Source organism: Solibacillus sp. FSL K6-1554, assembly GCF_038005185.1.
GTDB classification, from domain to species: domain Bacteria; phylum Bacillota; class Bacilli; order Bacillales_A; family Planococcaceae; genus Solibacillus; species Solibacillus silvestris.
Map to the genome: position 1 here is coordinate 1058632 of NZ_JBBOSS010000001.1, position 20958 is coordinate 1079589.

Annotated in this window: 26 protein-coding genes; all 26 read left to right on the top strand. The window is 38.5% G+C overall.

Annotation, left to right across the window (positions count from 1 at the left end; all coding sequences use genetic code 11):
• Window positions 1-16 precede the first annotated feature (16 nt).
• The 26 genes from hslV (at window position 17) to flhB (ending at window position 20936) form a co-directional block, all read left to right on the top strand.
• A complete protein-coding gene (gene hslV / locus MHB58_RS05045) occupies window positions 17-559 on the top strand; it encodes an ATP-dependent protease subunit HslV (RefSeq protein WP_008403296.1) in 543 nt (180 codons plus the stop codon).
• The gene (gene hslU / locus MHB58_RS05050) at window positions 559-1950 is read left to right on the top strand and encodes an ATP-dependent protease ATPase subunit HslU (RefSeq protein ID WP_008403295.1); all 1392 of its coding nucleotides are present in this window, start codon (window positions 559-561) and stop codon (window positions 1948-1950) included. Before hslV ends, hslU begins: the two co-directional genes overlap by 1 nt.
• Window positions 1951-2038: 88 nt before the next feature.
• On the top strand, window positions 2039-2818 hold the full coding sequence (codY, locus tag MHB58_RS05055; protein ID WP_008403294.1) for a GTP-sensing pleiotropic transcriptional regulator CodY: 780 nt from the start codon (window positions 2039-2041) through the stop codon (window positions 2816-2818).
• A gap of 552 nt (window positions 2819-3370) precedes the next feature.
• Window positions 3371-3763: a flagellar basal body rod protein FlgB gene (flgB, locus tag MHB58_RS05060; protein WP_014824493.1), complete on the top strand. Its 393-nt coding sequence runs from the start codon at window positions 3371-3373 to the stop codon at window positions 3761-3763.
• A gap of 2 nt (window positions 3764-3765) precedes the next feature.
• Window positions 3766-4230 carry a flagellar basal body rod protein FlgC gene (flgC, locus tag MHB58_RS05065; RefSeq protein WP_014824492.1) on the top strand — a complete coding sequence of 155 codons (465 nt, stop codon included), beginning with the start codon at window positions 3766-3768 and terminating at the stop codon, window positions 4228-4230.
• Between the two features lie 7 nt (window positions 4231-4237).
• Entirely contained in the window at window positions 4238-4546 is a 309-nt protein-coding gene (gene fliE / locus MHB58_RS05070) for a flagellar hook-basal body complex protein FliE (protein WP_008403290.1), read from the top strand.
• Window positions 4547-4603: 57 nt separating this feature from the next.
• The gene (fliF, locus tag MHB58_RS05075) at window positions 4604-6199 is read left to right on the top strand and encodes a flagellar basal-body MS-ring/collar protein FliF (RefSeq protein WP_014824491.1); all 1596 of its coding nucleotides are present in this window, start codon (window positions 4604-4606) and stop codon (window positions 6197-6199) included.
• A gap of 14 nt (window positions 6200-6213) precedes the next feature.
• Window positions 6214-7227 carry a flagellar motor switch protein FliG gene (gene fliG / locus MHB58_RS05080; protein ID WP_008403287.1) on the top strand — a complete coding sequence of 338 codons (1014 nt, stop codon included), beginning with the start codon at window positions 6214-6216 and terminating at the stop codon, window positions 7225-7227.
• Entirely contained in the window at window positions 7220-8017 is a 798-nt protein-coding gene (gene fliH / locus MHB58_RS05085) for a flagellar assembly protein FliH (RefSeq protein ID WP_340734801.1), read from the top strand. Before fliG ends, fliH begins: the two co-directional genes overlap by 8 nt.
• Window positions 8018-8022: 5 nt before the next feature.
• A complete protein-coding gene (gene fliI / locus MHB58_RS05090; RefSeq protein WP_014824489.1) occupies window positions 8023-9348 on the top strand; it encodes a flagellar protein export ATPase FliI in 1326 nt (441 codons plus the stop codon).
• 2 nt (window positions 9349-9350) lie between these two features.
• Window positions 9351-9797: a flagellar export protein FliJ gene (gene fliJ, locus MHB58_RS05095; RefSeq protein WP_008403284.1), complete on the top strand. Its 447-nt coding sequence runs from the start codon at window positions 9351-9353 to the stop codon at window positions 9795-9797.
• Between the two features lie 4 nt (window positions 9798-9801).
• Window positions 9802-10416 (top strand): MotE family protein, encoded by a 615-nt coding sequence (locus MHB58_RS05100; protein WP_014824488.1) that lies wholly within the window; start codon window positions 9802-9804, stop codon window positions 10414-10416.
• A gap of 26 nt (window positions 10417-10442) precedes the next feature.
• Window positions 10443-11852: a flagellar hook-length control protein FliK gene (locus tag MHB58_RS05105; RefSeq protein ID WP_014824487.1), complete on the top strand. Its 1410-nt coding sequence runs from the start codon at window positions 10443-10445 to the stop codon at window positions 11850-11852.
• Window positions 11853-12548, top strand: a complete 696-nt coding sequence (gene flgD / locus MHB58_RS05110) for a flagellar hook assembly protein FlgD (protein WP_014824486.1) — start codon at window positions 11853-11855, stop codon at window positions 12546-12548.
• Window positions 12549-12560: 12 nt separating this feature from the next.
• Window positions 12561-12935: a TIGR02530 family flagellar biosynthesis protein gene (locus tag MHB58_RS05115; protein ID WP_014824485.1), complete on the top strand. Its 375-nt coding sequence runs from the start codon at window positions 12561-12563 to the stop codon at window positions 12933-12935.
• Between the two features lie 97 nt (window positions 12936-13032).
• On the top strand, window positions 13033-14022 hold the full coding sequence (locus MHB58_RS05120) for a flagellar hook-basal body complex protein (protein ID WP_340734802.1): 990 nt from the start codon (window positions 13033-13035) through the stop codon (window positions 14020-14022).
• A gap of 83 nt (window positions 14023-14105) precedes the next feature.
• Window positions 14106-14327 (top strand): flagellar FlbD family protein, encoded by a 222-nt coding sequence (locus tag MHB58_RS05125; RefSeq protein WP_041865780.1) that lies wholly within the window; start codon window positions 14106-14108, stop codon window positions 14325-14327.
• Complete coding sequence (fliL, locus tag MHB58_RS05130; protein WP_014824483.1) at window positions 14317-14742, top strand: flagellar basal body-associated protein FliL; 426 nt, start codon at window positions 14317-14319, stop codon at window positions 14740-14742. Before MHB58_RS05125 ends, fliL begins: the two co-directional genes overlap by 11 nt.
• Window positions 14743-14784: 42 nt before the next feature.
• Window positions 14785-15780 carry a flagellar motor switch protein FliM gene (gene fliM, locus MHB58_RS05135; protein WP_014824482.1) on the top strand — a complete coding sequence of 332 codons (996 nt, stop codon included), beginning with the start codon at window positions 14785-14787 and terminating at the stop codon, window positions 15778-15780.
• Window positions 15773-17041: a flagellar motor switch phosphatase FliY gene (fliY, locus tag MHB58_RS05140; RefSeq protein ID WP_340734803.1), complete on the top strand. Its 1269-nt coding sequence runs from the start codon at window positions 15773-15775 to the stop codon at window positions 17039-17041. The genes fliM and fliY overlap by 8 nt, the downstream gene beginning before the upstream one ends.
• 22 nt (window positions 17042-17063) lie before the next feature.
• Window positions 17064-17426, top strand: a complete 363-nt coding sequence (locus tag MHB58_RS05145) for a response regulator (RefSeq protein WP_014824480.1) — start codon at window positions 17064-17066, stop codon at window positions 17424-17426.
• A gap of 4 nt (window positions 17427-17430) precedes the next feature.
• Entirely contained in the window at window positions 17431-18114 is a 684-nt protein-coding gene (locus MHB58_RS05150) for a flagellar biosynthetic protein FliO (protein WP_041865779.1), read from the top strand.
• Window positions 18111-18776, top strand: a complete 666-nt coding sequence (gene fliP / locus MHB58_RS05155) for a flagellar type III secretion system pore protein FliP (RefSeq protein ID WP_339263981.1) — start codon at window positions 18111-18113, stop codon at window positions 18774-18776. The genes MHB58_RS05150 and fliP overlap by 4 nt, the downstream gene beginning before the upstream one ends.
• Window positions 18777-18789: 13 nt before the next feature.
• A complete protein-coding gene (gene fliQ / locus MHB58_RS05160) occupies window positions 18790-19059 on the top strand; it encodes a flagellar biosynthesis protein FliQ (RefSeq protein WP_008403270.1) in 270 nt (89 codons plus the stop codon).
• Window positions 19060-19063: 4 nt separating this feature from the next.
• Entirely contained in the window at window positions 19064-19840 is a 777-nt protein-coding gene (gene fliR / locus MHB58_RS05165) for a flagellar biosynthetic protein FliR (protein ID WP_008403269.1), read from the top strand.
• Window position 19841: 1 nt separating this feature from the next.
• Complete coding sequence (gene flhB, locus MHB58_RS05170; protein ID WP_008403268.1) at window positions 19842-20936, top strand: flagellar biosynthesis protein FlhB; 1095 nt, start codon at window positions 19842-19844, stop codon at window positions 20934-20936.
• The last annotated feature ends 22 nt before the right edge of the window (window positions 20937-20958 follow it).

Below are 20958 nucleotides of genomic sequence, written 5' to 3' on the forward strand. Positions count from 1 at the left end.
AAGGAGGAAATAAAGAATGGGTCAAATTCATGCGACAACGATTTTCGCTATTCATCACAACGGTGAATGCGCAATGGCTGGTGATGGTCAGGTGACATTGGGAAATGCAGTTGTAATGAAGCATACGGCACGTAAGGTCAGACGTCTGTTTAATGGGAAAGTACTGGCAGGTTTCGCAGGTTCTGTTGCGGACGCTTTTACATTATTCGAAATGTTTGAGGCAAAACTGAATGAATATAATGGTAACCTGCAAAGAGCTTCGGTAGAGGTAGCGAAGCAATGGCGAGGAGATAAAATGCTCCGTCAACTGGAAGCGATGCTGCTTGTAATGGATAAATCAACATTGCTCCTTGTTTCAGGTACTGGTGAAGTCATTGAGCCGGACGATGGCATTTTAGCAATTGGGTCAGGTGGAAACTATGCATTATCAGCTGGAAGAGCATTAAAAAAACATGCGGGCGATCATTTATCGGCAAAAGAAATCGCAGAGGCTGCGCTGACGACCGCTGCGGATATTTGTGTGTTTACAAACCATAATATTATCTTGGAGGTATTATAATGACTGTGATCAATTTAACACCAAGACAAATTACGGAACAATTAAACCGGCATATTGTTGGCCAGGAAACAGCAAAACGTGCAGTTGCAGTTGCGTTGCGTAACCGGTACCGCCGCTCTTTATTAAGCGAAGAATTAAAAACAGAAGTTATACCGAAAAATATTTTAATGATTGGACCTACCGGGGTAGGTAAAACAGAAATTGCACGCAGAATCGCAAAACTGACGAATGCTCCGTTTATTAAAGTGGAAGCGACAAAGTTCACGGAAGTTGGTTATGTTGGGCGTGATGTCGAATCAATGGTACGCGATTTGGTAGAAGCTTCTCGTCGACTAGTGAAGGACGAAATGTTCGAAAGAGTAAAGGATCAGGCGGAGCGCAATGCGAATGATATACTCGTTAAACTGCTTGTACCCTCTAAAGTGAAAGAAAAGCTTACGCAAAATCCTTTTGAAATGCTGTTCGGACAAAAAGAGTCATCTCAAGAAGATACAGCAAATCAGGATGAACCGGAAATTCGTACACGACGTGCGCAAATTACCCAAGATTTAAAAGACGGTAAATTAGAAGAGCAATGGGTAACAATTGAAGTAACGGAAAATGCCCCATCTCTTTTTGATGCAATGCCTGGTATGAATATGGATAATGCGAACGGTATGCAAGATATGCTATCTAATTTAATGCCGAAAAAGACAAAAAAACGCAAAGTCCAAGTAAAGGATGCGCGTCGTTTATTAACACAAGAAGAAGCAAACAAGCTGATCGATACGGATGCATTGTCTAGTGAGGCGATCCAGCGTGCAGAACAGGCTGGTATTATTTTTATTGATGAAATCGATAAAATTGCAAGCAAAGGTTCTTCATCGGCGGAAGTATCCCGCGAAGGCGTTCAGCGTGACATATTACCGATTGTGGAAGGATCCACAGTTACGACAAAATACGGCACTGTAAAAACGGATTATATGCTCTTTATTGCAGCAGGTGCTTTCCATATATCGAAACCGAGCGATCTTATTCCTGAATTGCAAGGACGATTCCCGATTCGCGTCGAACTCGAAAAGTTAACGAAAGATGATTTTGTTCGGATTTTAAAAGAACCGGATCAATCGTTAATATTGCAGTATAAAGCATTGCTTGAAACAGAAGGTGTTACGCTGAACTTTACGGACGAAGCGATTGAACGTATTGCGGAAATTGCAACAGAAGTAAATCAGGAGACAGATAACATTGGTGCACGCCGACTGCACACCATTTTAGAACGCTTGCTTGAGGAACTTTCCTTTGAAGCTTCGGAAATTGCACCCGCTCATATCGACATTACACCGAACTATGTCGATCAAAAATTGGCGAATATAGTAAAAAACAAAGATTTATCGCAATTTATTCTTTAAGTATAAGTTGAATTAGTATCTTTAAATTGTAAAAACCTTTAGAATATTAAGTGAATTAAAACGAAACGTTCCGTAGGAGGAAACAGAAATGAATTTATTAACAAAAACACGAAAAATCAACGCAATGTTACAAGCATCTGCTGGTAAACCAGTTAACTTTAAAGAGATGGCCAATACTTTAGGCGATATTATCGAAAGTAACGTCTTTATCGTAAGCCGTAAAGGTAAGTTGCTTGGCATTTCAATTCACCAACAAATCGAGAATGAGCGCATCAAGAAAATGTTCGAAGAGCGCCAATTCCCTGAAGAATATACACAAAACTTATTTAATATTACAGAAACTTCTTCCAATTTAGATATTAACAATGAACATACTGCATTCCCAGTGGAAAATAAAGACCTATTTGCATCTGGTTTAACAACAATTGTTCCAATTATCGGTGGCGGTGAGCGTTTAGGTACGTTAATGTTAGCGCGTATTAGCGATCAATTTGAAGATGATGATCTTATTTTAGCTGAATACGGTGCAACAGTAGTTGGTATGGAAATTTTACGTGAAAAATCAGAAGAAATTGAAGAAGAAGCACGTTCAAAAGCAGTTGTCCAAATGGCAATCAATTCATTATCTTATTCTGAACTTGAAGCAATCGAGCATATTTTTGAAGAATTAGATGGCAACGAAGGCTTACTAGTTGCTTCGAAAATTGCTGACCGTGTTGGTATTACGCGTTCGGTTATCGTAAACGCATTACGTAAACTGGAGTCTGCTGGTGTAATTGAATCACGTTCATTAGGTATGAAAGGAACATATATTAAAGTATTAAACGATAAGTTCCTGAACGCTTTAGCAGAAATTAAAATGAAGTAAGAGACATTCACAAACAGCAAGGAGGTTTTCCTCCTTGCTGTTTTTTTTATTTATTTTTAATTAAGAAAATGCAGAATATTGTCGAATGACGAGAGTTTGAACGAGTATTTTAAGAGTTTTTATTATATAATTAGGTATAAGGTCTTTGTTAAATTTAAAAAATAAATATCTTATAGACCTAAATGGTGATAGAATTCATATGACAAACGATTTGTTACAAATTTATGAAATGTATATATATAAATATTAATATAAAGGGATTTAATGTATGATGTTTAAGGAATTAAATAGAACAATTCTATTGCCAAATAACTTATTCTTAGTTAATTTTAAAATTATGATTTAAATAGAGATTAATGCTCTTGAAATATAATGTCGTAAAGATAACGTTTAAATATATAGTTAAAAAATGGTATTTAAATATTCAAAAATGGTTCTTTCGTTCTATGAGAAAGGGTCTAAAGTCGATAGACACTTAGGTTTAATCTAATTACAATTGTAATATTGAGGTTTTATCGCAAATTTTAACAAAATATGAACGAGGTGAAAAATTTGGATTTATTTGGTGGAACTATAAACAGTCTTGAAAAGGGTCTATTCTATGCAACTATGAAGAATAAAACTATTGCGCAGAATATAGCGAATGTTGACACACCAAACTATAAAACAAAAGAAGTAAGCTTCAAAGACGTATTAAATGATGCAAAGCAAGCCACGATTCCTGCGTATCGCACAGATGCGAGGCATTTTGATTTTAAAATTAATATTGGAAGCAGCGGTGTGTATTCAAATGAAAACTTCCGCAGCAGAGCAAATGGAAATGCTGTAAACATGGATGCTGAACAAGCAAAGCTGGCTGAAAACACCATCTACTATAATGCGCTTATAGATCGTGTCAGCAGTAAATTTTCAACATTGAATAATGTTGTTAAAGGAGGAAGATAGCGATGTCGATTTTTCATAGTATGAATACGACAGCTTCTGCATTAACGACACAGCGATTACGAATGGATGTAATTTCCTCCAACATTGCCAATGTCGATACAACGCGAGCGAAGCAAGTAAATGGAGAATGGGAGCCATACCGGAAAAAATCTGTCACATTAAAAGAGCAGGAAGGCCAATTTTCTAACTTTTTAAATATGGCAATCGGAAAAACAGAAAAAAACGGTATCGGTAACGGTGTTAAAGTAAGTTCTATTAAAGAAGATACGGAAACCCCTTTTAAATTGATGTATGATCCATCACATCCCGATGCGAATGCAGAAGGGTATGTACAAATGTCGAATGTTGACGTATTAAAAGAAATGGTTGATCTGATTTCGGCGAGCCGCTCTTATGAAGCCAATATTACTGCTTTTAATGCAAATAAGAACATGTTGACAAAAGCATTAGAAATCGGGAAAGGGTGATATTTAAATGGCAATTAATCCAATATCGTTCATGTCTCCTGCGCAATCTGTGAATGAAGTAAATGTTCAGAATCAACTGACTCCTGCAAATGCCCAACAGCAATTTGCGGATACATTAAAAGAAGCGATTGCAAGTGTCACTGAACATCAAAAAACATCGGATACAATGACTCAAAAATTAATTAACGGTGGAGATGTTGATTTATTTGAAGTGATGATTGCTGCACAAAAAGCAAGTGTTACTTTAAACACAACAATTGAAGTTCGTAATAAAGCTGTGGAAGCTTATCAAGAAATTATGCGTATGAGTGTGTAATGATTTGAAAAACGACTGACGAATTGTTGGGCATTCACTTTAAGCGGAGGATTCATAATGAATGAACGACTTACAAAAATTAAAAGCGACTCAACCGGTTTCTGGCAAAGTCGTACAAAAAATCAAAAAGGCGCACTAATCGGGGCGTTTGTTGCTGTCATAGCGATTGCAGCTGCAATTACGTATTTCTCAACACGTACGACAATGGCTCAGTTATTTCCTGAGATGTCTCAAGCTGAAGTAGGAAGAATTACGGAAGTTCTTGCTTCACAAGGTGTCAAGTACGAAGTGACAAATGGCGGGACAGTAATATTAGTGCCGGAAAATCAAGTACAGGACTTACAAGTGTCATTAGCAGCCCAGGGTTATCCTGATTCTGGGGAAATTGACACGTCTTTTTTTACTTCTAACGCAGGCTTTGGGATGACAGACAATGAATTTAACGTTATTAAACAAGCGACGATCGAAACGGATCTGGCTAATTTAGTTCGGAAATTCGAAGGAGTAAAAGATGCAAGTGTCATGATTACTTTACCTGAAGAAGGTGTCTTTCTTAAAGATGCCAAAGGTGAAGCACAGGCTGCAATTGTATTGGATACAGCACCTGGACACAAGTTCTCAGACGACCAAATTAAAGGGTTATTTAATTTAGTATCGATGAGTATACCGAATTTACCTAAAGAAAATATCACGATCATGAATCAGTATTCTGAATATTATGATCTGGCTTCAGCAGAAAATGGAGACGGCGGAATCGATTCAGTTACTGGACAAATGGAAGTGAAAAAAACAATTGAGCGTGATTTGCAGCGCCAAGTGCAGCAAATGCTCGGTACGTTAATCGGTCCGGATAAAGTTGTAGTAAATGTATCAGCCGATATTGACTTTAAAAAAGAAAATCGCGAAGAAAACCTGGTCCGACCTGTTGATGAGGAGAATATGGAGGGTATTGAAATAAGTGCCCAACGTATTACAGAAACTTACTCGGGCGGTGCTGCAGGAGCTGCAGAAGGCACGACTGAAGCAGGAAGTGTAACAGATAACTTTGTGGATTATGTAGAAGGAACAAACGGTGACGGCGATTATGAAAGAGTAGAAGAGACAATTAACAATGATGTTAACCGCATTCGCCGTGAGATACAGGAAAGTCCTTACAAAATTCGTAATTTGGGTATTCAAGTAATGGTAGACCCTCCAAATACAGAAGAGGGGTTCGATCAAGGTGTTCGCACAGATATTGAACAAATTTTATCGACAATAGTCCGTACTTCGATTGATCAAGAAGCTGCCGGTAATCTGACAGACGAAGATATTGCAAATCGCATTGTCGTATCTGTACAGCAATTCCAAGGAAATGATACAGCGGAAGATCAGCCGCAGTCAGTTATTCCATGGTGGGTATGGGTAATTGGCGGTATATTAGTTGTTGCAATTATATTATTGGTTATTAATTTTCTGCGTGCACGTCGACGTAAACAAGATGAAGAAGAGCTGGGAATTTTAGAACAGCAACAGCAATTAATCGAAATAGAAGATATTTCCGAAGAAAAAGAAACTGAAGCGACTGTACGCCGTAAGCAATTAGAGAAAATGGCTAAAGATAAGCCGGAAGATTTTGCGAAACTATTGCGTAGCTGGATTGCTGAAGACTAATAGGAGGTTCCGCTGTGTCCAAGAAAGATAAAGACCTATCAGGAAAGCAAAAGGCTGCTTTACTGTTAATTTCTCTAGGACCGGAAGTTTCGGCTTCTGTATATAAGCATTTAAGTGAAGAGGAAATTGAACGTCTGACACTGGAAATTTCAGGTGTTAAAAGAGTGGAATCGACTGTCAAAGAAGAAATTATAGAAGAATTTCATCAAATTGCACTTGCGCAGGATTATATTACGCAAGGCGGTATAGGGTATGCGAAGACGGTACTGGAAAAAGCATTAGGTGCTGAACAGGCACAGGCGATACTGAATCGTTTAACTTCTTCATTACAAGTAAGACCATTTGATTTTGCCAGAAAAGCAGATCCGGCACAAATATTCAATTTTATCCAAAATGAACATCCCCAAACAATTGCCCTTATTCTATCTTATTTAGAACCAGGGCAAGCGGGAGTTATTCTTTCTTCGTTACCACAGGAAGTACAAGCGGATATTGCAAAGCGTATTGCAATTATGGAATCGACGTCTCCGGAAGTCATTAGTGAAATTGAATCCGTATTAGAGCGAAAACTATCATCTACGGTTACGCAGGATTACACAGAAACAGGCGGTGTAGATGCGGTCGTGGAAGTATTGAATGGTGTGGACCGTCAAACTGAGAAAACGATTCTTGATGCACTTGAAATTCAAGATCCGGAACTAGCCGAAGAAATTAAAAAGCGCATGTTTGTGTTTGAAGATATCGTTACACTCGATAATCGCTCAATCCAGCGTGTTATTCGTGACTGTGAAAACGAAGACTTATTATTATCGATGAAAGTTTCGTCAGAGGAAGTAAAAGAGATTATTTTCCGCAATATGTCCCAACGTATGGCGGACACATTCCGTGAAGAAATGGATATTATGGGACCAGTTCGCTTGCGTGATGTAGAAGAAGCACAGTCTCGAATTGTAGCAGTTATCCGACGTTTAGAAGATGCAGGTGAAATTATAATTGCACGTGGTGGAGGAGATGATGTAATTGTCTAAAATCATCCGTTCAACAAATGCACAGCAACCCAAAGATTCATCAATAGTTGAAATTAAACTTCAAAGTTTCTTCGAGCCAATTCATTATGGGGAAACGGAAGATGAACGTATAGAGGAATTGTCACAACAAAAAACAATAGACATTGAAGCTGAACGTCAGCAAATGCTGGAACAGGCAAATGATGAAATCGAACTGCAAAAAGCCCAATTTGAGCAATATCGAAAAGAGCAGCTTGCGGAAATTGAAGCGTTAAAGCAATCGTGGGAAGAAGAAAAAATCATTCTTCAGCAGGAAGCTTATGAAGGCGGTTTTGCGCAAGGGTATGAGGATGGCGTACAAAAGGCAAATGCAACGATGCAACAGTCGTTACAAACGGCAAATAGGACGATGGCAAATGCACAAAAAAATGCAGCTTCCTATATTGATTCACAGGAGGCAGTCCTTTTGGAACTGGCATTAACAGCTGCAGAACGCATCATTCATACAACACTTGACCGTGACGATGAAATATTCGTTTCCATTGTACGACGTGGTTTAAAAGAAGCACGTGAAATGAAAGAAATTAAATTATATGTTTCGCCAAAATACCATCCGATTGTAACAGAGCAACAAAAGGAATTAGCGGAAATGTTTCCTGTAAATGTTCCGTTTATGGTATTTGTCAATGAAGATTTACTAGATTCGGAAAGTTATATCGAAACAAATCATGGACGCATTGTCGTTTCAATAGATGAACAGTTGCAGGAGCTTCGCAGACAGTTATACGAACTAATCGAAAGTAAGGAATGATAAGGATGAAAATGGCTCAATTAGTTGAACAAATTCCTAATCTTAATACATTTAAAAAGTATGGGAGAGTGACGAGAGTTGTCGGCTTGATGATTGAGTCCCAAGGTCCTGAAAGTTCCATCGGTGACGTATGTAAAATCCATATTCAAACATCGAAAAACGGTCCGCAAGTTATGCTGGCGGAAGTAGTAGGTTTTAAAGATGAGATTGTGATTTTAATGCCATACTCTTCGCTGAAGGAAATTTCGATTGGCTGTCTTGTAGAGGGGACAGGTTCACCGCTGGAAGTGAAAGTAGGTCCTGAACTGATTGGAAAAGTTCTAGATGCGATGGGTAACCCGTTTGATGGACAACCATTACCAAAAGGATTAATGACAGTACCAACGGAAAAAGAGCCGCCAAATCCTTTAAGTCGTCCGCCGATTAACGAACAGTTAGAGGTCGGGGTAAAGGCGATTGACGGAATGCTTACAGTTGGCAGCGGTCAGCGTGTAGGTATATTTGCAGGATCGGGCGTCGGAAAAAGTACATTGCTTGGTATGATTGCCCGAAACACGGAAGCAGATATCAATGTCATTGCGCTTGTAGGAGAACGTGGACGTGAAGTACGGGAGTTTATCGAACGGGATTTAGGTCCAGAAGGGTTACAAAGGTCGGTTGTTGTAGCGGCTACCAGTGATCAGCCGGCATTAATGCGGATTAAAGCGGCATTTACCGCCACAGCCATTGCAGAATATTTTAGGGATCGCGGAAAGAACGTCATGTTAATGATGGATTCCGTAACACGTGTTGCGATGGCACAGCGCGAAATTGGACTGGCAATCGGTGAACCGCCTGCTACAAGAGGTTATACACCATCTGTTTTTGCAATATTACCAACATTATTGGAACGGTCAGGTACGAATATAAATGGGACAATTACCGCATTTTATACAGTGCTAGTTGACGGTGATGATATGAATGAACCAATTGCAGATGCGGTCCGGGGGATTTTGGACGGTCATATTGTACTGGACCGGAATCTTGCCAATAAAGGCCAATATCCTGCGATTAACATATTAAAAAGTGTAAGTCGTTTAATGAATCATATTGCACAGCCTGAACATGTGCGTGCAGCAAGCCGATTGCGGGAATTATACTACAGCTATTCAAAATCGGAGGACCTGATCAATATCGGGGCCTATAAGCGCGGCACATCAAAGGAAATCGACGAAGCAATTATGTATGAGCCGCTCATTACGGAATTTTTAAAGCAAGGGTATAAAGATAAAATTTCGATCGATCAAACAGTCAATGAAATTATCGCATTATCGAATGGTGGTGCCCGTTAACTATGAAGTACAATTATCGTTTTGAAAAAATTCTTGTTGTAAAAGATCAAGAAAAAACGGAATCGGAACTGGCTTTTAAAGAATCCGTGCAAGTGTTTGAGGAAATTGCTACAAAGCTGTATGACCTGTTAAAGAAAAAAGAAGATTTAATCGAATATCAGCAGGAACGGTTAAAAATAGGATCATCCATTGATGAAATTAACCATTATTCGAAATTTATCGATAGTATGGAAAAAACAATCGAGGATGCACAGCAAAAAGTAATACAGGCACGGGCAAAAATGAATTGGCATGAGCAAAAATTATTGGAAAAAAGTTTGGAAGTACGCAAATATGAAAAAATGCGTGAAAGAGATCATGAAAGATTTATAGAAGATCAACTTCATATAGAGGCAATACAACTGGATGAGCTTTCGACAATTGCGTATTACAAGAAGGAAATCAGGTGATTCCGTGGCAAAAAAAATAAAAAATACGATGGAACAAGTGGAAGAAATGGAGTTGGAAAGCCAATCTCCAGGTTTTTTCAAAAAGTTTTTCTACCTTTTTTTAATCCCGTTTATGTTTCTCATCGCAATTTTATTGATTATTTCAACTATGACGGAATATAACGTGTTTAAAATAGCGGATGAGGCAGTTGAGAAAATCCCCTTTATCAGCTCTGATGAAAAAGATGGAGCAGTAGAAAACAGCTCACTAAATGAACAAAAAGTAGTAGAGCTGCAAGCGGAAATTCAAGAGAAGGAAGCGCAAATTTCCCAGCTGCAAACACAAATTGACGCATCGGCGACTGAAAAGGAAGAGCTTTTAATCGAACAGGAGCGATTGCTGTTTGAAATTGAAAAACTTCAGCGCGATCAGGAAGAGACGAAGAAAGAGTTCAAAGAGATTCTGTCTACTTTCGAAAAAATGTCTGCTAAAAAAGCAGCACCTATACTGGTTGAAATGAGTGATACAGAAAGCGTGCGTATTCTGTCGGAGATGAAACCCGATACATTATCAGCTATTTTCGCAAAAATGGAGCCGGCAGATGCTGCCCGCTATACAGAGCTTTTATCACAGCAATAGTCCTTGAATGGAGGGAGGTGTAATAAATGAATATCGCAATGCTACAAACAGTAAAAATGCCGAAGCAAGAATTTCAGCCAAACATAGTGAAATCAGAAAAGCCGGATTCAAAAGCATTTGGAAGTGTGTTTAATTCGATGATTACAAAGTCATCTGCTCCAACTGCCAAGCAACCGGAAATGACAGAACCGCCGCTAGCTGAAAGTATTTCCGGAATTTTAGAAGAGGACTCACTGGAAAGTTTGCTTGAACAATTAGGTGTTGAAATGGATGAGACGGGATTATTTGCATTAGTAGGTGAAGAAAGTACACCAATCGCATTGGACGAACTAATGACTTTAGATAACTTAACGGAGCTTTTAGGAATAACAAAAGCGGAATTGAGTCAAATTATTGAACAGTTATTAGGCGATGCAAAGCAAGAAATTACGGATGTTTGGTCTCTTATCGAGCAGGCACCGAATATTTTAAATGAAGTATTGGCAGCTGTGCAGAAGCCTGAACAAAACAATGTGCAACCAAAAGAATTGCAGCAAATTGTACGAATCTTAAAGTTGGCTCAATTAGCAGGAAGTAAGGTAGATACTGCCTATCAACAAGAAATTCAATTAGACAGTTTAAAAAATGCATTATTAGGGTTAGCGGATGAAGCAAGGAAAATCGATGATAAAAACCAAAGTGCACCAAATATTTCTGATGTAAAACAATCGAAAACTCAAAATATTCAAATTCAGTCACACCAAATGTTAAAAGAACCTACACAAATTCAATCACACCAAGAGGGAAAAGAATCTAAACAAAATCAATTACAACAAGTAGTAGAGGATTCTACACAAGACAAGTTCCAACAATTAGTGCAAAAATCTACTTCACAGAATACTCAAAATCAGTCACAGCAAAATCAACAGACAACATTAAAAGTTGAGACTGATACACTATCAGCGGGTCACTTGCAACAGCAAGTGACACAAACAAAGATAGCAACGGTTACATTACCCGCTGAAAAGCCTGCACAGACGGATGTGTTAATAAAAGAAATTCAAAACTTGATCAATCGCAGCCAGCTCTCAGGACAGCCAGGTAATATGAAGTTATTCCTGAAACTGTTTCCGGAAAACCTCGGTCAAATTCGAATTGAATTAGTTCAAAAAGACGGAATCATGACTGCCAGATTATTGGCCACGACTGCGTTGGGGAAAGAATTACTGGAAAATAATATTAACCAATTAAAAGCCGGTTTTGTCGCTCAAAATATTCAAATGGAGAGAATCGATGTTGCACAGTCTTTACAGGACGCCGATCGAAATACACGTGATCAAAACTTCTTTAATAATTTCTTCCGTCAAAAAGATGAAGAAGAACAGGAAAATAACGAAGATGCCCTAGATGAAGAAAGTCTATCGTTTAAAGATCTATTAAGTGAGGAGGTAGAATAAGTGGCAAACTCAATTTCAAATGATTTTTATTTACCGGCGAACAATCCCAATTTCAAAGTAACTGATAAACAGGATAATGGGGCACTCGGAAAAGATGCGTTTCTAAAAATATTAATTACACAATTGCAAAATCAAGATCCAACAAGCCCAATGGATGACAAAGAATTCATTTCACAGATGGCACAATTTTCATCGCTGGAACAAATGCAGAATATGACAAAAGCGATGGAGAATTTACTTCAATCACAGCAACAGTCACAATTGATGAGTTATACAACATTTGTAGGCAAAGAAGTGAAATGGCATGAAATTACAGATAAAGTGGATGCAGATAATAAGCCGATCTACAACGAAGGAATAGGCACTATTCAGGAATTGAAATTTGTTAATGGAGAGGCCGTGTTTGTACTGGCTGATGGCAAGGAAATTAAACCAGGCAATATTTCATCGATTCTTGGTAGTACGAGTGAAGTACAGCCGACAGTTCCAGCAGGAAATCCATTAGCAGAAGCAAGCAAGCTGATCGGACAGACCATTCAATATAAAAATGGAGATCAGGTCGTTGAGGCGATTATTGAAGCAATTAAAACAAATAATGTGAATATCGAATACATTTTAAATGATGGTTCCCGTTTGACGAAAGACCAATTTACGGTAAGTTCTCAAACAGCCCAAAATGAAAATGTAACAGAATAAGGGGTGGGGCTGATGAATCGAGTCAATATTCAACATATCCCGTACCATCCACCGATTAAGCCATTAGTAAAGCAAAATACAGACCAAGTTTCAAAGCAGTCCTTTATGGACCATTTAAAACAGGCGACCGGTGAAGAATTAAAAATAAGCAAGCATGCTTCAGAACGATTGAATGAACGAAATATTTCTATAACTGATCGTGAATGGCAGCAAATTTCAGAAAAAGTATTTGAGGCAAAAAATAAAGGTGTGAAGCAGCCATTAGTCCTGTTAGATCAGGCAGCATTAATTGTAAGTGCAAAAAATGCGACGGTTATTACGGCATTGGATCGTAATGAAGCAAAACAGCAACTATTTACCAATATTGATGGAACAATCCTTTTATAGGCCGGACCTTCAGAAGTAAGGAAGCCTACAGTCGTTGAATGATCGAGACGGCTGAACTAAAAAACAGATGTGAAAAACGAAGGGAGAACGACATTTTATGTTACGTTCAATGTATTCAGGTATATCAGGTTTAAAAAATTTCCAGACAAAATTAGACGTGATTGGGAATAACATCTCGAATGTTAATACGTATGGCTACAAGAAAGAGCGAACTATTTTTAAAGATTTAATTTCGCAAACACAATCAGGCGCTTCTGGTCCATCTACAACTCGTGGTGGAGTAAATGCAATTCAAGTAGGCTTAGGATCTCAGTTAGCTGCGATTGATACTATTCATAATGCGGGGTCCATGCAAACGACTGGCCGAACATTGGATTTAGCGATTTCAGGGGATGGTTTCTTTATGGTGGCAGATGCTACTGACTTTGTGCAAGGTGATCCAGCTAACGGTGAACCTGCTACAGCAGGTGGATACACAAGTACCCTTTATACACGTGCAGGGAATTTCTATATGGATAGAAATGGATTCTTAGTAAATGGAGACGGCAAATATTTAGTTGGTTTTGCTGGAGATGTAACGGCTTATGATGCAATAAATCCATTGAATGCTCCAGGTTCAGGATTTGAACAAAATAAACCCGAGGTTGCCGGAGGTACTAATTTAATTGATCCCGCAACGGGTGAATTGATAGCACAGGGGGGCACAACTCCATCTCCAATTCGTATTCCAACAACAGCTCAATCAATGAGCATTTCACAGGATGGCTCAATTTCATTTGTCGATTCGGCAGGTGATTTACAGTATGCAGGAACGATTGTGCTGGCAAAGTTTGCGAATAGTGGCGGTCTTGAAAAGACAGGAAGTAACTATTTCCAAACGACGCCAAACTCAGGAGCTATCTATGCTCAATTAGCTACTCAAGATGGTATAGGTTCGATTAACTCAGGGTTCATGGAAATGTCAAACGTAGATCTTTCCGAAGAATTCACAGAGATGATCGTTGCACAGCGCGGGTTCCAGGCAAACTCTCGTATTATTACAACTTCAGATGAAATTTTACAAGAGCTTGTTAACTTAAAACGATAGTATAAATTCAATTGAAATTCATTGAAAATTCATTATAGAAGGGGGGGCGGGCCGGCTCTCAAGTACAGGTCCGGCCCTTTTCAATGATTGAGGTGACTCGCCTTAACGGTAAAGCATTTACTCTAAATGCTTTATACATAGAAACAGTTGAAACATTTCCAGACACTCAAATTACGCTGACGACTGGACGTAAATTCATTGTATTAGAGACTGAAGAACAGGTGCGGCAAAAGGTGAAGACATTCTATCAGCATGTCCAACTATTATCTAACCCGCATCTTAGAGGTGAAGAAAATGAAGAATAATAAATTACTGACAATTATGCTAATTATATTAGTGACAATTACATTATTCGGTGTTATTGTCGTTGTGTTATTGACACAGCTCAACAAAGAGAAGCCAGATGGTCCAACGATTGATGAAATTATCGAGTCATCGGTGGAAATTCCTGAGATTACGACGAACTTAGCAGATGGTAGCTTTGTCCGAATTACATTGAAAATTCAGGGATCAGATAAAAAAGCTGGTGAAGAGTTGTTTAAACGAGATTTCCAAGTGAAAAATATCGTAATTCAGGAACTTTCTGAAATGGAAGAAGAAGCTTTAGAAGGTAAGCAAGGGAAAATTACATTCCAAGATGCAATTAAATCTCAAGTGAATGAGTTAATGCAAGAAGGGGAAGTTACGCAAGTGTATATTACTTCATATGTACTTCAGTAATCAGTACTACACAATTTTAATTTTTGAAATGGAGGTGGGCAAATGGCAGGAGATATAATGTCGCAATCCGAAATCGATGCGCTCTTATCAGCGATATCGACCGGAGAGATGTCTGCAGAAGACATCAAAAAAGAAGATGAGACACGAAAAGTAAAAGTATATGACTTTAAGCGGGCTCTGCGCTTCTCGAAAGACCAAATCCGAAGTTTGACCCGTATACATGAAAACTTTGCGCGACTGTTAACAACTTTCTTTTCTGCACAGTTAAGAAGCTATGTCCAAATTACAGTTGCATCTGTTGACCAAATTCCTTTTGAAGAATTTGTTCGTTCCATCCCAAACATGACATTGATCAATGTATTTGAGGTTCCGCCTTTGGATGGCAATATTTTAATGGAGATTAACCCGAACATCGCCTATTCAATGCTAGACCGCTTGATGGGCGGAGCAGGGGGAAGTCATAGCAATGTTGATAATTTAACTGAAATCGAAACGAAAATCATGACGAATTTATTCGAGCGTTCTTTTGATAATTTGCGTGAAGCATGGGAAAACGTTGCGGAAATCGATCCGATGCTTGTGGAATTGGAAGTAAATCCACAGTTTTTACAGATGATTTCGCCAAATGAGACTGTTGTTGTCATTTCATTTAATACAATCATCGGAGAAACAACAGGGATGATCAATATTTGTATCCCGCATGTTGTATTAGAGCCAATCGTTCCGAATTTATCTGTTCGCTACTGGATGCAGACAAATACAAAGGAGATTTCTCCTGAACAATCGAAAATGCTTGAATCACGTGTGAAACAAGCAAAATTACCTATTATTGCAGAGTTAGGCTCTTCAGATATAACAATTGAAGATTTCTTGACGATGGCTGTCGGTGATGTCATTCCGTTAAAACAAAAAATTGAGAATCCGTTAACACTGAAAGTCGGCAGTTTACCAAAATTTACTGTTCAGCCAGGGAAACTGAATAATAAAATGGCTGTACAAATTATCGATCCTTTGAAAGGAGGAGACGAAGATGAGTGATGATATGCTCTCCCAAGAAGAAATTGAGGCTCTATTAAGGGGCGAAACACTGAAGGATTTATCAGCAAATACTGAAAGTCCACAAGAAGAAATTATAGTTGAGGAACACTTAACACCAATAGAAATTGATGCATTAGGTGAGGTAGGAAATATCTCATTCGGCAGTTCAGCCACTGCATTATCTTCATTACTAGGTCAAAAAGTAGATATTACAACACCGAGTATTTCAATGATTAACCGTAATCGCTTGGAACAGGAATTTCCACATCCTTATGTTGCAGTGCAAGTAGAGTATACAACTGGGCTATCAGGAATGAATCTGCTTGTCATCAAACAATTGGATGCTGCCATTATTGCAGATTTAATGCTAGGTGGCGATGGTATAAATCCAAGACCTGAATTAAGTGAAATCCAGTTAAGTGCTGTTCAAGAAGCAATGAATCAGATGATGGGTTCAGCTGCGACTTCCATGTCAACAGTATTTAACCAAAAGGTTGATATTTCACCGCCGACAATTGATTTACTGAACATTTCACAAAATGAAGGTACAGACACTATTCCAACAGATGAATTATTAGTGAAAATTTCATTCAGATTGCGTATCGGTGAATTGATCGATTCGAATTTAATGCAATTATTACCTTTAAAGTTTAGTAAAAAGATAGTAAAGTCATTAATGGGAGAAACTGATGAGCCTCTTACTGCAACAACAACAGTGGAGCCTCCGCCAGTTCAGCCGACACAACAGCAGCCAATGCAGCAGGCACAACAACCGACTGCACAGCAATCGATGTTTGAACAACCTGTTCAGCAGCCAATGTATGAGCAGCCAGTACCGCAGCCGGTCTATCAGCAGCCAATATATGAGCAACCGGTGCAACAGCAAGCTTATCAGCAACAGCAACCTGTTTATGAACAGCCCGCTTATACAGCACCACCGGCAAATGTACAGCAAGCTCAATTTGCGAGCTTCGAATCTGCAAATATTACACAGTCAGAAGCACGCAATTTAAATATGCTGCTTGATATTCCATTGCAAGTAACAGTTGAGCTGGGACGGACTAAACGTTCTGTAAAAGAAATACTGGAACTTTCGAGCGGATCGATTATTGAATTGGATAAGCTTGCAGGTGAACCTGTTGATATTTTAGTAAACAGTCGGTTAATTGCCAAAGGTGAAGTTGTAGTAATTGATGAGAACTTCGGTGTTCGCATCACAGATATTTTAAGTCAGGCAGATCGCTTGAACAATATTAGATAGTTTTAATTGGAGGAATTAGATTATGTCTAAAAGGATTTTAATAGTGGACGATGCAGCTTTCATGCGCATGATGATCAAAGATATTTTAACGAAAAATGGTTATGAAGTAGTTGGAGAAGCAGCTGACGGAATTCAAGCGGTTGAAAAGTACAATGAATTGCGTCCGGATTTAGTAACGATGGATATTACAATGCCTGAAATGGATGGTATTGCAGCATTAAAAGAAATTAAAGGCACGGATCCAAGCGCGGTAGTGATTATGTGTTCAGCAATGGGCCAACAAGCTATGGTAATCGATGCGATTCAAGCTGGTGCAAAAGACTTTATCGTAAAGCCTTTCCAAGCAGATCGCGTAATCGAAGCGATTCAAAAAGCTTTAGGTTGATGTGATGAATGCAAGAAAATCATTTCGATTTTGGCTCGCTGTTGGAATTGTATGGATGACGGCATTATTTACACCAAACTCAAATGGAACTTTTGCGATGGTAAGTAACGTATACGAAAACTGTAATGAAAACCCTGAAGTATGTTCAGAAGAAAAAATTTCAGATGAAAATACTCCGGATGCCGACACAGAACAAACTGACTCGGCATCCGTTAGTATTGGATTTTGGGATTATCTTAAAGTTTTAATAGCACTTGTCTTCGTCATAGGGCTATTATTGTTCATTTTAAAGTATTTAAACAAGCGTAACTTCAACTATCAACAAAATGCCGTAATTAAGAATATCGGTGGCATGTCTGTAGGACAGCAAAAGTCTGTACAATTATTGTTAATTGGAAAACGAGTTTATGTAGTGGGTGTCGGCGATAACATTCAGCTTCTGAAGGAAATTGATTCCGAGGAAGAAATCGACCATTTACTGAATCAGATCGAAACTAAACAGAGCATGGTGAATACTTCACCTTATATAGCACAATTATTTAATAAGTTTTCACAAAAAAAACGCCCTCAAGATATTTCGGAAAGCCCTAAATTCAATGATTTGTTCAATGAAAAAATCGGGAAAATCAAGCAACAACGAAGTGATGAGCTGGAGCGTTGGAAAGAACAGGAGCGTGATGATCGATGAACGACATTCTTTCCGTGTTTTCTGAAAGTGATCCCGGAAATGTATCCACATCGGTTACGCTGTTATTCCTGTTAACCGTTCTATCTTTAGCACCGAGTCTATTAATCTTAATGACTTCTTTTGCGCGTATTGTCATCGTTTTGTCGTTTACTAGGACAGCCCTTGCGACGAACCAAATGCCGCCTAACCAGGTAATTATCGGGTTGGCATTGTTTTTAACATTCTTTATTATGGCGCCGACTTTCCAGCAAGTAAATGAGCAGGCATTACAACCGCTTTTTGATGAGGAAATTAATTTGGAAGAGGCGTATGATCGGGCGACGATTCCGTTTAAACAATTTATGGCTCAGCATACAAGGCAAAAGGATTTAGAGCTTTTTATCGAATATAATCAGGCGGAGTATCCGGATTCCATCGAGGAAATTCCGATGACACTGTTAGTACCCGCATTTGCGTTAAGTGAAATTAAAACAGCTTTTCAAATGGGTTTTATGATCTTCATTCCGTTTTTAGTTATTGATATGGTGGTCGCAAGCACACTGATGTCAATGGGGATGATGATGCTGCCTCCAGTAATGATTTCACTGCCATTTAAAATCTTATTATTTGTACTCGTCGATGGTTGGTATTTAGTGATGAAATCTTTACTTCAAAGTTTTTAGGGGATGATATAAAGTGACACAGGAAATGGTCATTGCAATTGCAGAAAATGCAGTATTCACGATATTGATAGTTTCGGGACCTTTACTATTAATCGCGCTTATCAGTGGTTTAATAGTCAGTATATTTCAGGCAACAACTTCCATTCAAGAACAAACATTGGCGTTCGTACCTAAAATCGTAGCGGTTTTAGTGGCGATTATTTTTTTTGGCCCGTTTATGATCAGCAAGATGACGGACTACTTTCACGACATTTTAAATAACCTAGTTCGGTATATTGGGTGAGTAGATGACGGAATTATTACCGAATTTATCAATATTGCTATTAATTTTAGTACGTGTTTCTGCATTTTTCGTCTCCGTCCCTTTATTTTCATATCGTACAATACCACCGCAAGTGCGTATTATATTGGCTGTCGCTTTAGCTTGGATGATGTACTATACGTTTAATATCGAGCCGTTTGAAATTAATGCGTTTTACTTGCTGCTCGTTTTAAAAGAGGCAATTATCGGGCTCATGCTGGGATTGGCCGCGATGATTATCGTTTCCGCTGTTCAAATAGCAGGCGGATTTATCGATTTCCAGATGGGTTTTGCGATGGCGAATATTATCGATCCGCAAACAGGTGCCCAGTCTCCGTTAATGGGGCAGTTTTTAAACTTTTTAATGCTTTTATTATTGCTGTCAATAAATGGTCATCATCTTATTTTGGATGGTATTTATTATAGTTATCAATTTATGCCGATGGATCAGTTTTTCCCGAATTTCGGTGAAGAAGGAACCGCATTGTTTATTATTAAAATATTTGTTTCTGTTTTTGCCATAGCATTTCAAATGTCAGCTCCAATAGTTGCAACATTATTTTTAGTAACATTAGCGTTAGGAATTACAGGGAAAACGGTACCGCAAATGAATATATTTGTTATCGGATTCCCGATTAAAATTGCAGTAGGGTTTCTTGTATTGATTGTGACAATGGGTGTATTAGTGGGAGTTATGAAGGAGCTAATTGAATTTATGATTATTTCTTTACGTGACTTAATGGTTATTTTAGGTGGTGGCTAACATGGACAGAAAGCTATTAATTAACGTTGACCTTCAGTTTTTTGCAGGTGAAAAAACGGAAAAAGCAACACCGAAAAAGCGGCAGGATTCACGAAAAAAAGGACAAGTATTAAAAAGTCAGGACGTCACAGCTGCCGTATTACTGCTATTGTCATTTTTCTTTTTACTTTTCTTTGCACCATTCATGTACGAAGGAATGAAAGATTTTTTATTACAAGCACTTAACCGCAATATGTTAATTGAAACGCTGAACGCTGAAACCGTAATGGATATGTATGTTGAATCCATTAAAGAGATGGCAATTATCGTTCTGCCGATTATGGTCATTGCCATTATTGCAGGTATTGGAGCTAACTTTTTTCAGTTTGGCTTACTTTTTACAACAGAAACATTAAAAATAGATTTAAAAAAAATGGATCCGATTAAAGGGATCAAAAAGATTATTTCTGTACGTGCAATCGTCAATTTAATTAAATCATTATTGAAAGTAACGCTAATCGGAACCGTGACAACCGTTGTCATAATTATATATCTGGAAGATGTATTGTCGCTTGCTTTACATAGCCCGGCAGAAATTTTGGCCACTGTAGCATATATGTCGGCAATCATGGGAATTGCCGCTTCGATTATGCTCGTTTTTATTGCATTGTTTGACTATATATATGAACGGCATGAATATGAGAAACAATTGAAAATGTCGAAACAGGATGTTAAAGATGAGCATAAAAATGCAGAAGGTGATCCGTTGATCAAGTCGAAAATTAAACAGCGTCAACGTGAAATGGCGATGCGCAGAATGATGCAGGAAGTACCTGCTGCAGATGTTGTCATTACAAACCCGACCCATTTTGCGATTGCTTTAAAATACGACGAAGATATGATGGATGCTCCGAAAGTTGTAGCAAAAGGAACCGATTTTGTCGCACAGAAAATAAAACTTATTGCAAAAGAACATGATGTCATTATGGTAGAAAATCGTCCGCTTGCCCGTGCGATGTATGACCAGGTTGAAATCGGCCAGGCTGTACCGGAAGAATTTTTCAAAGCTGTTGCCGAAGTTCTTGCATATGTATACCGGATCAAACGCAAAATTTGACATAGATTTCAGGAGGGACAAC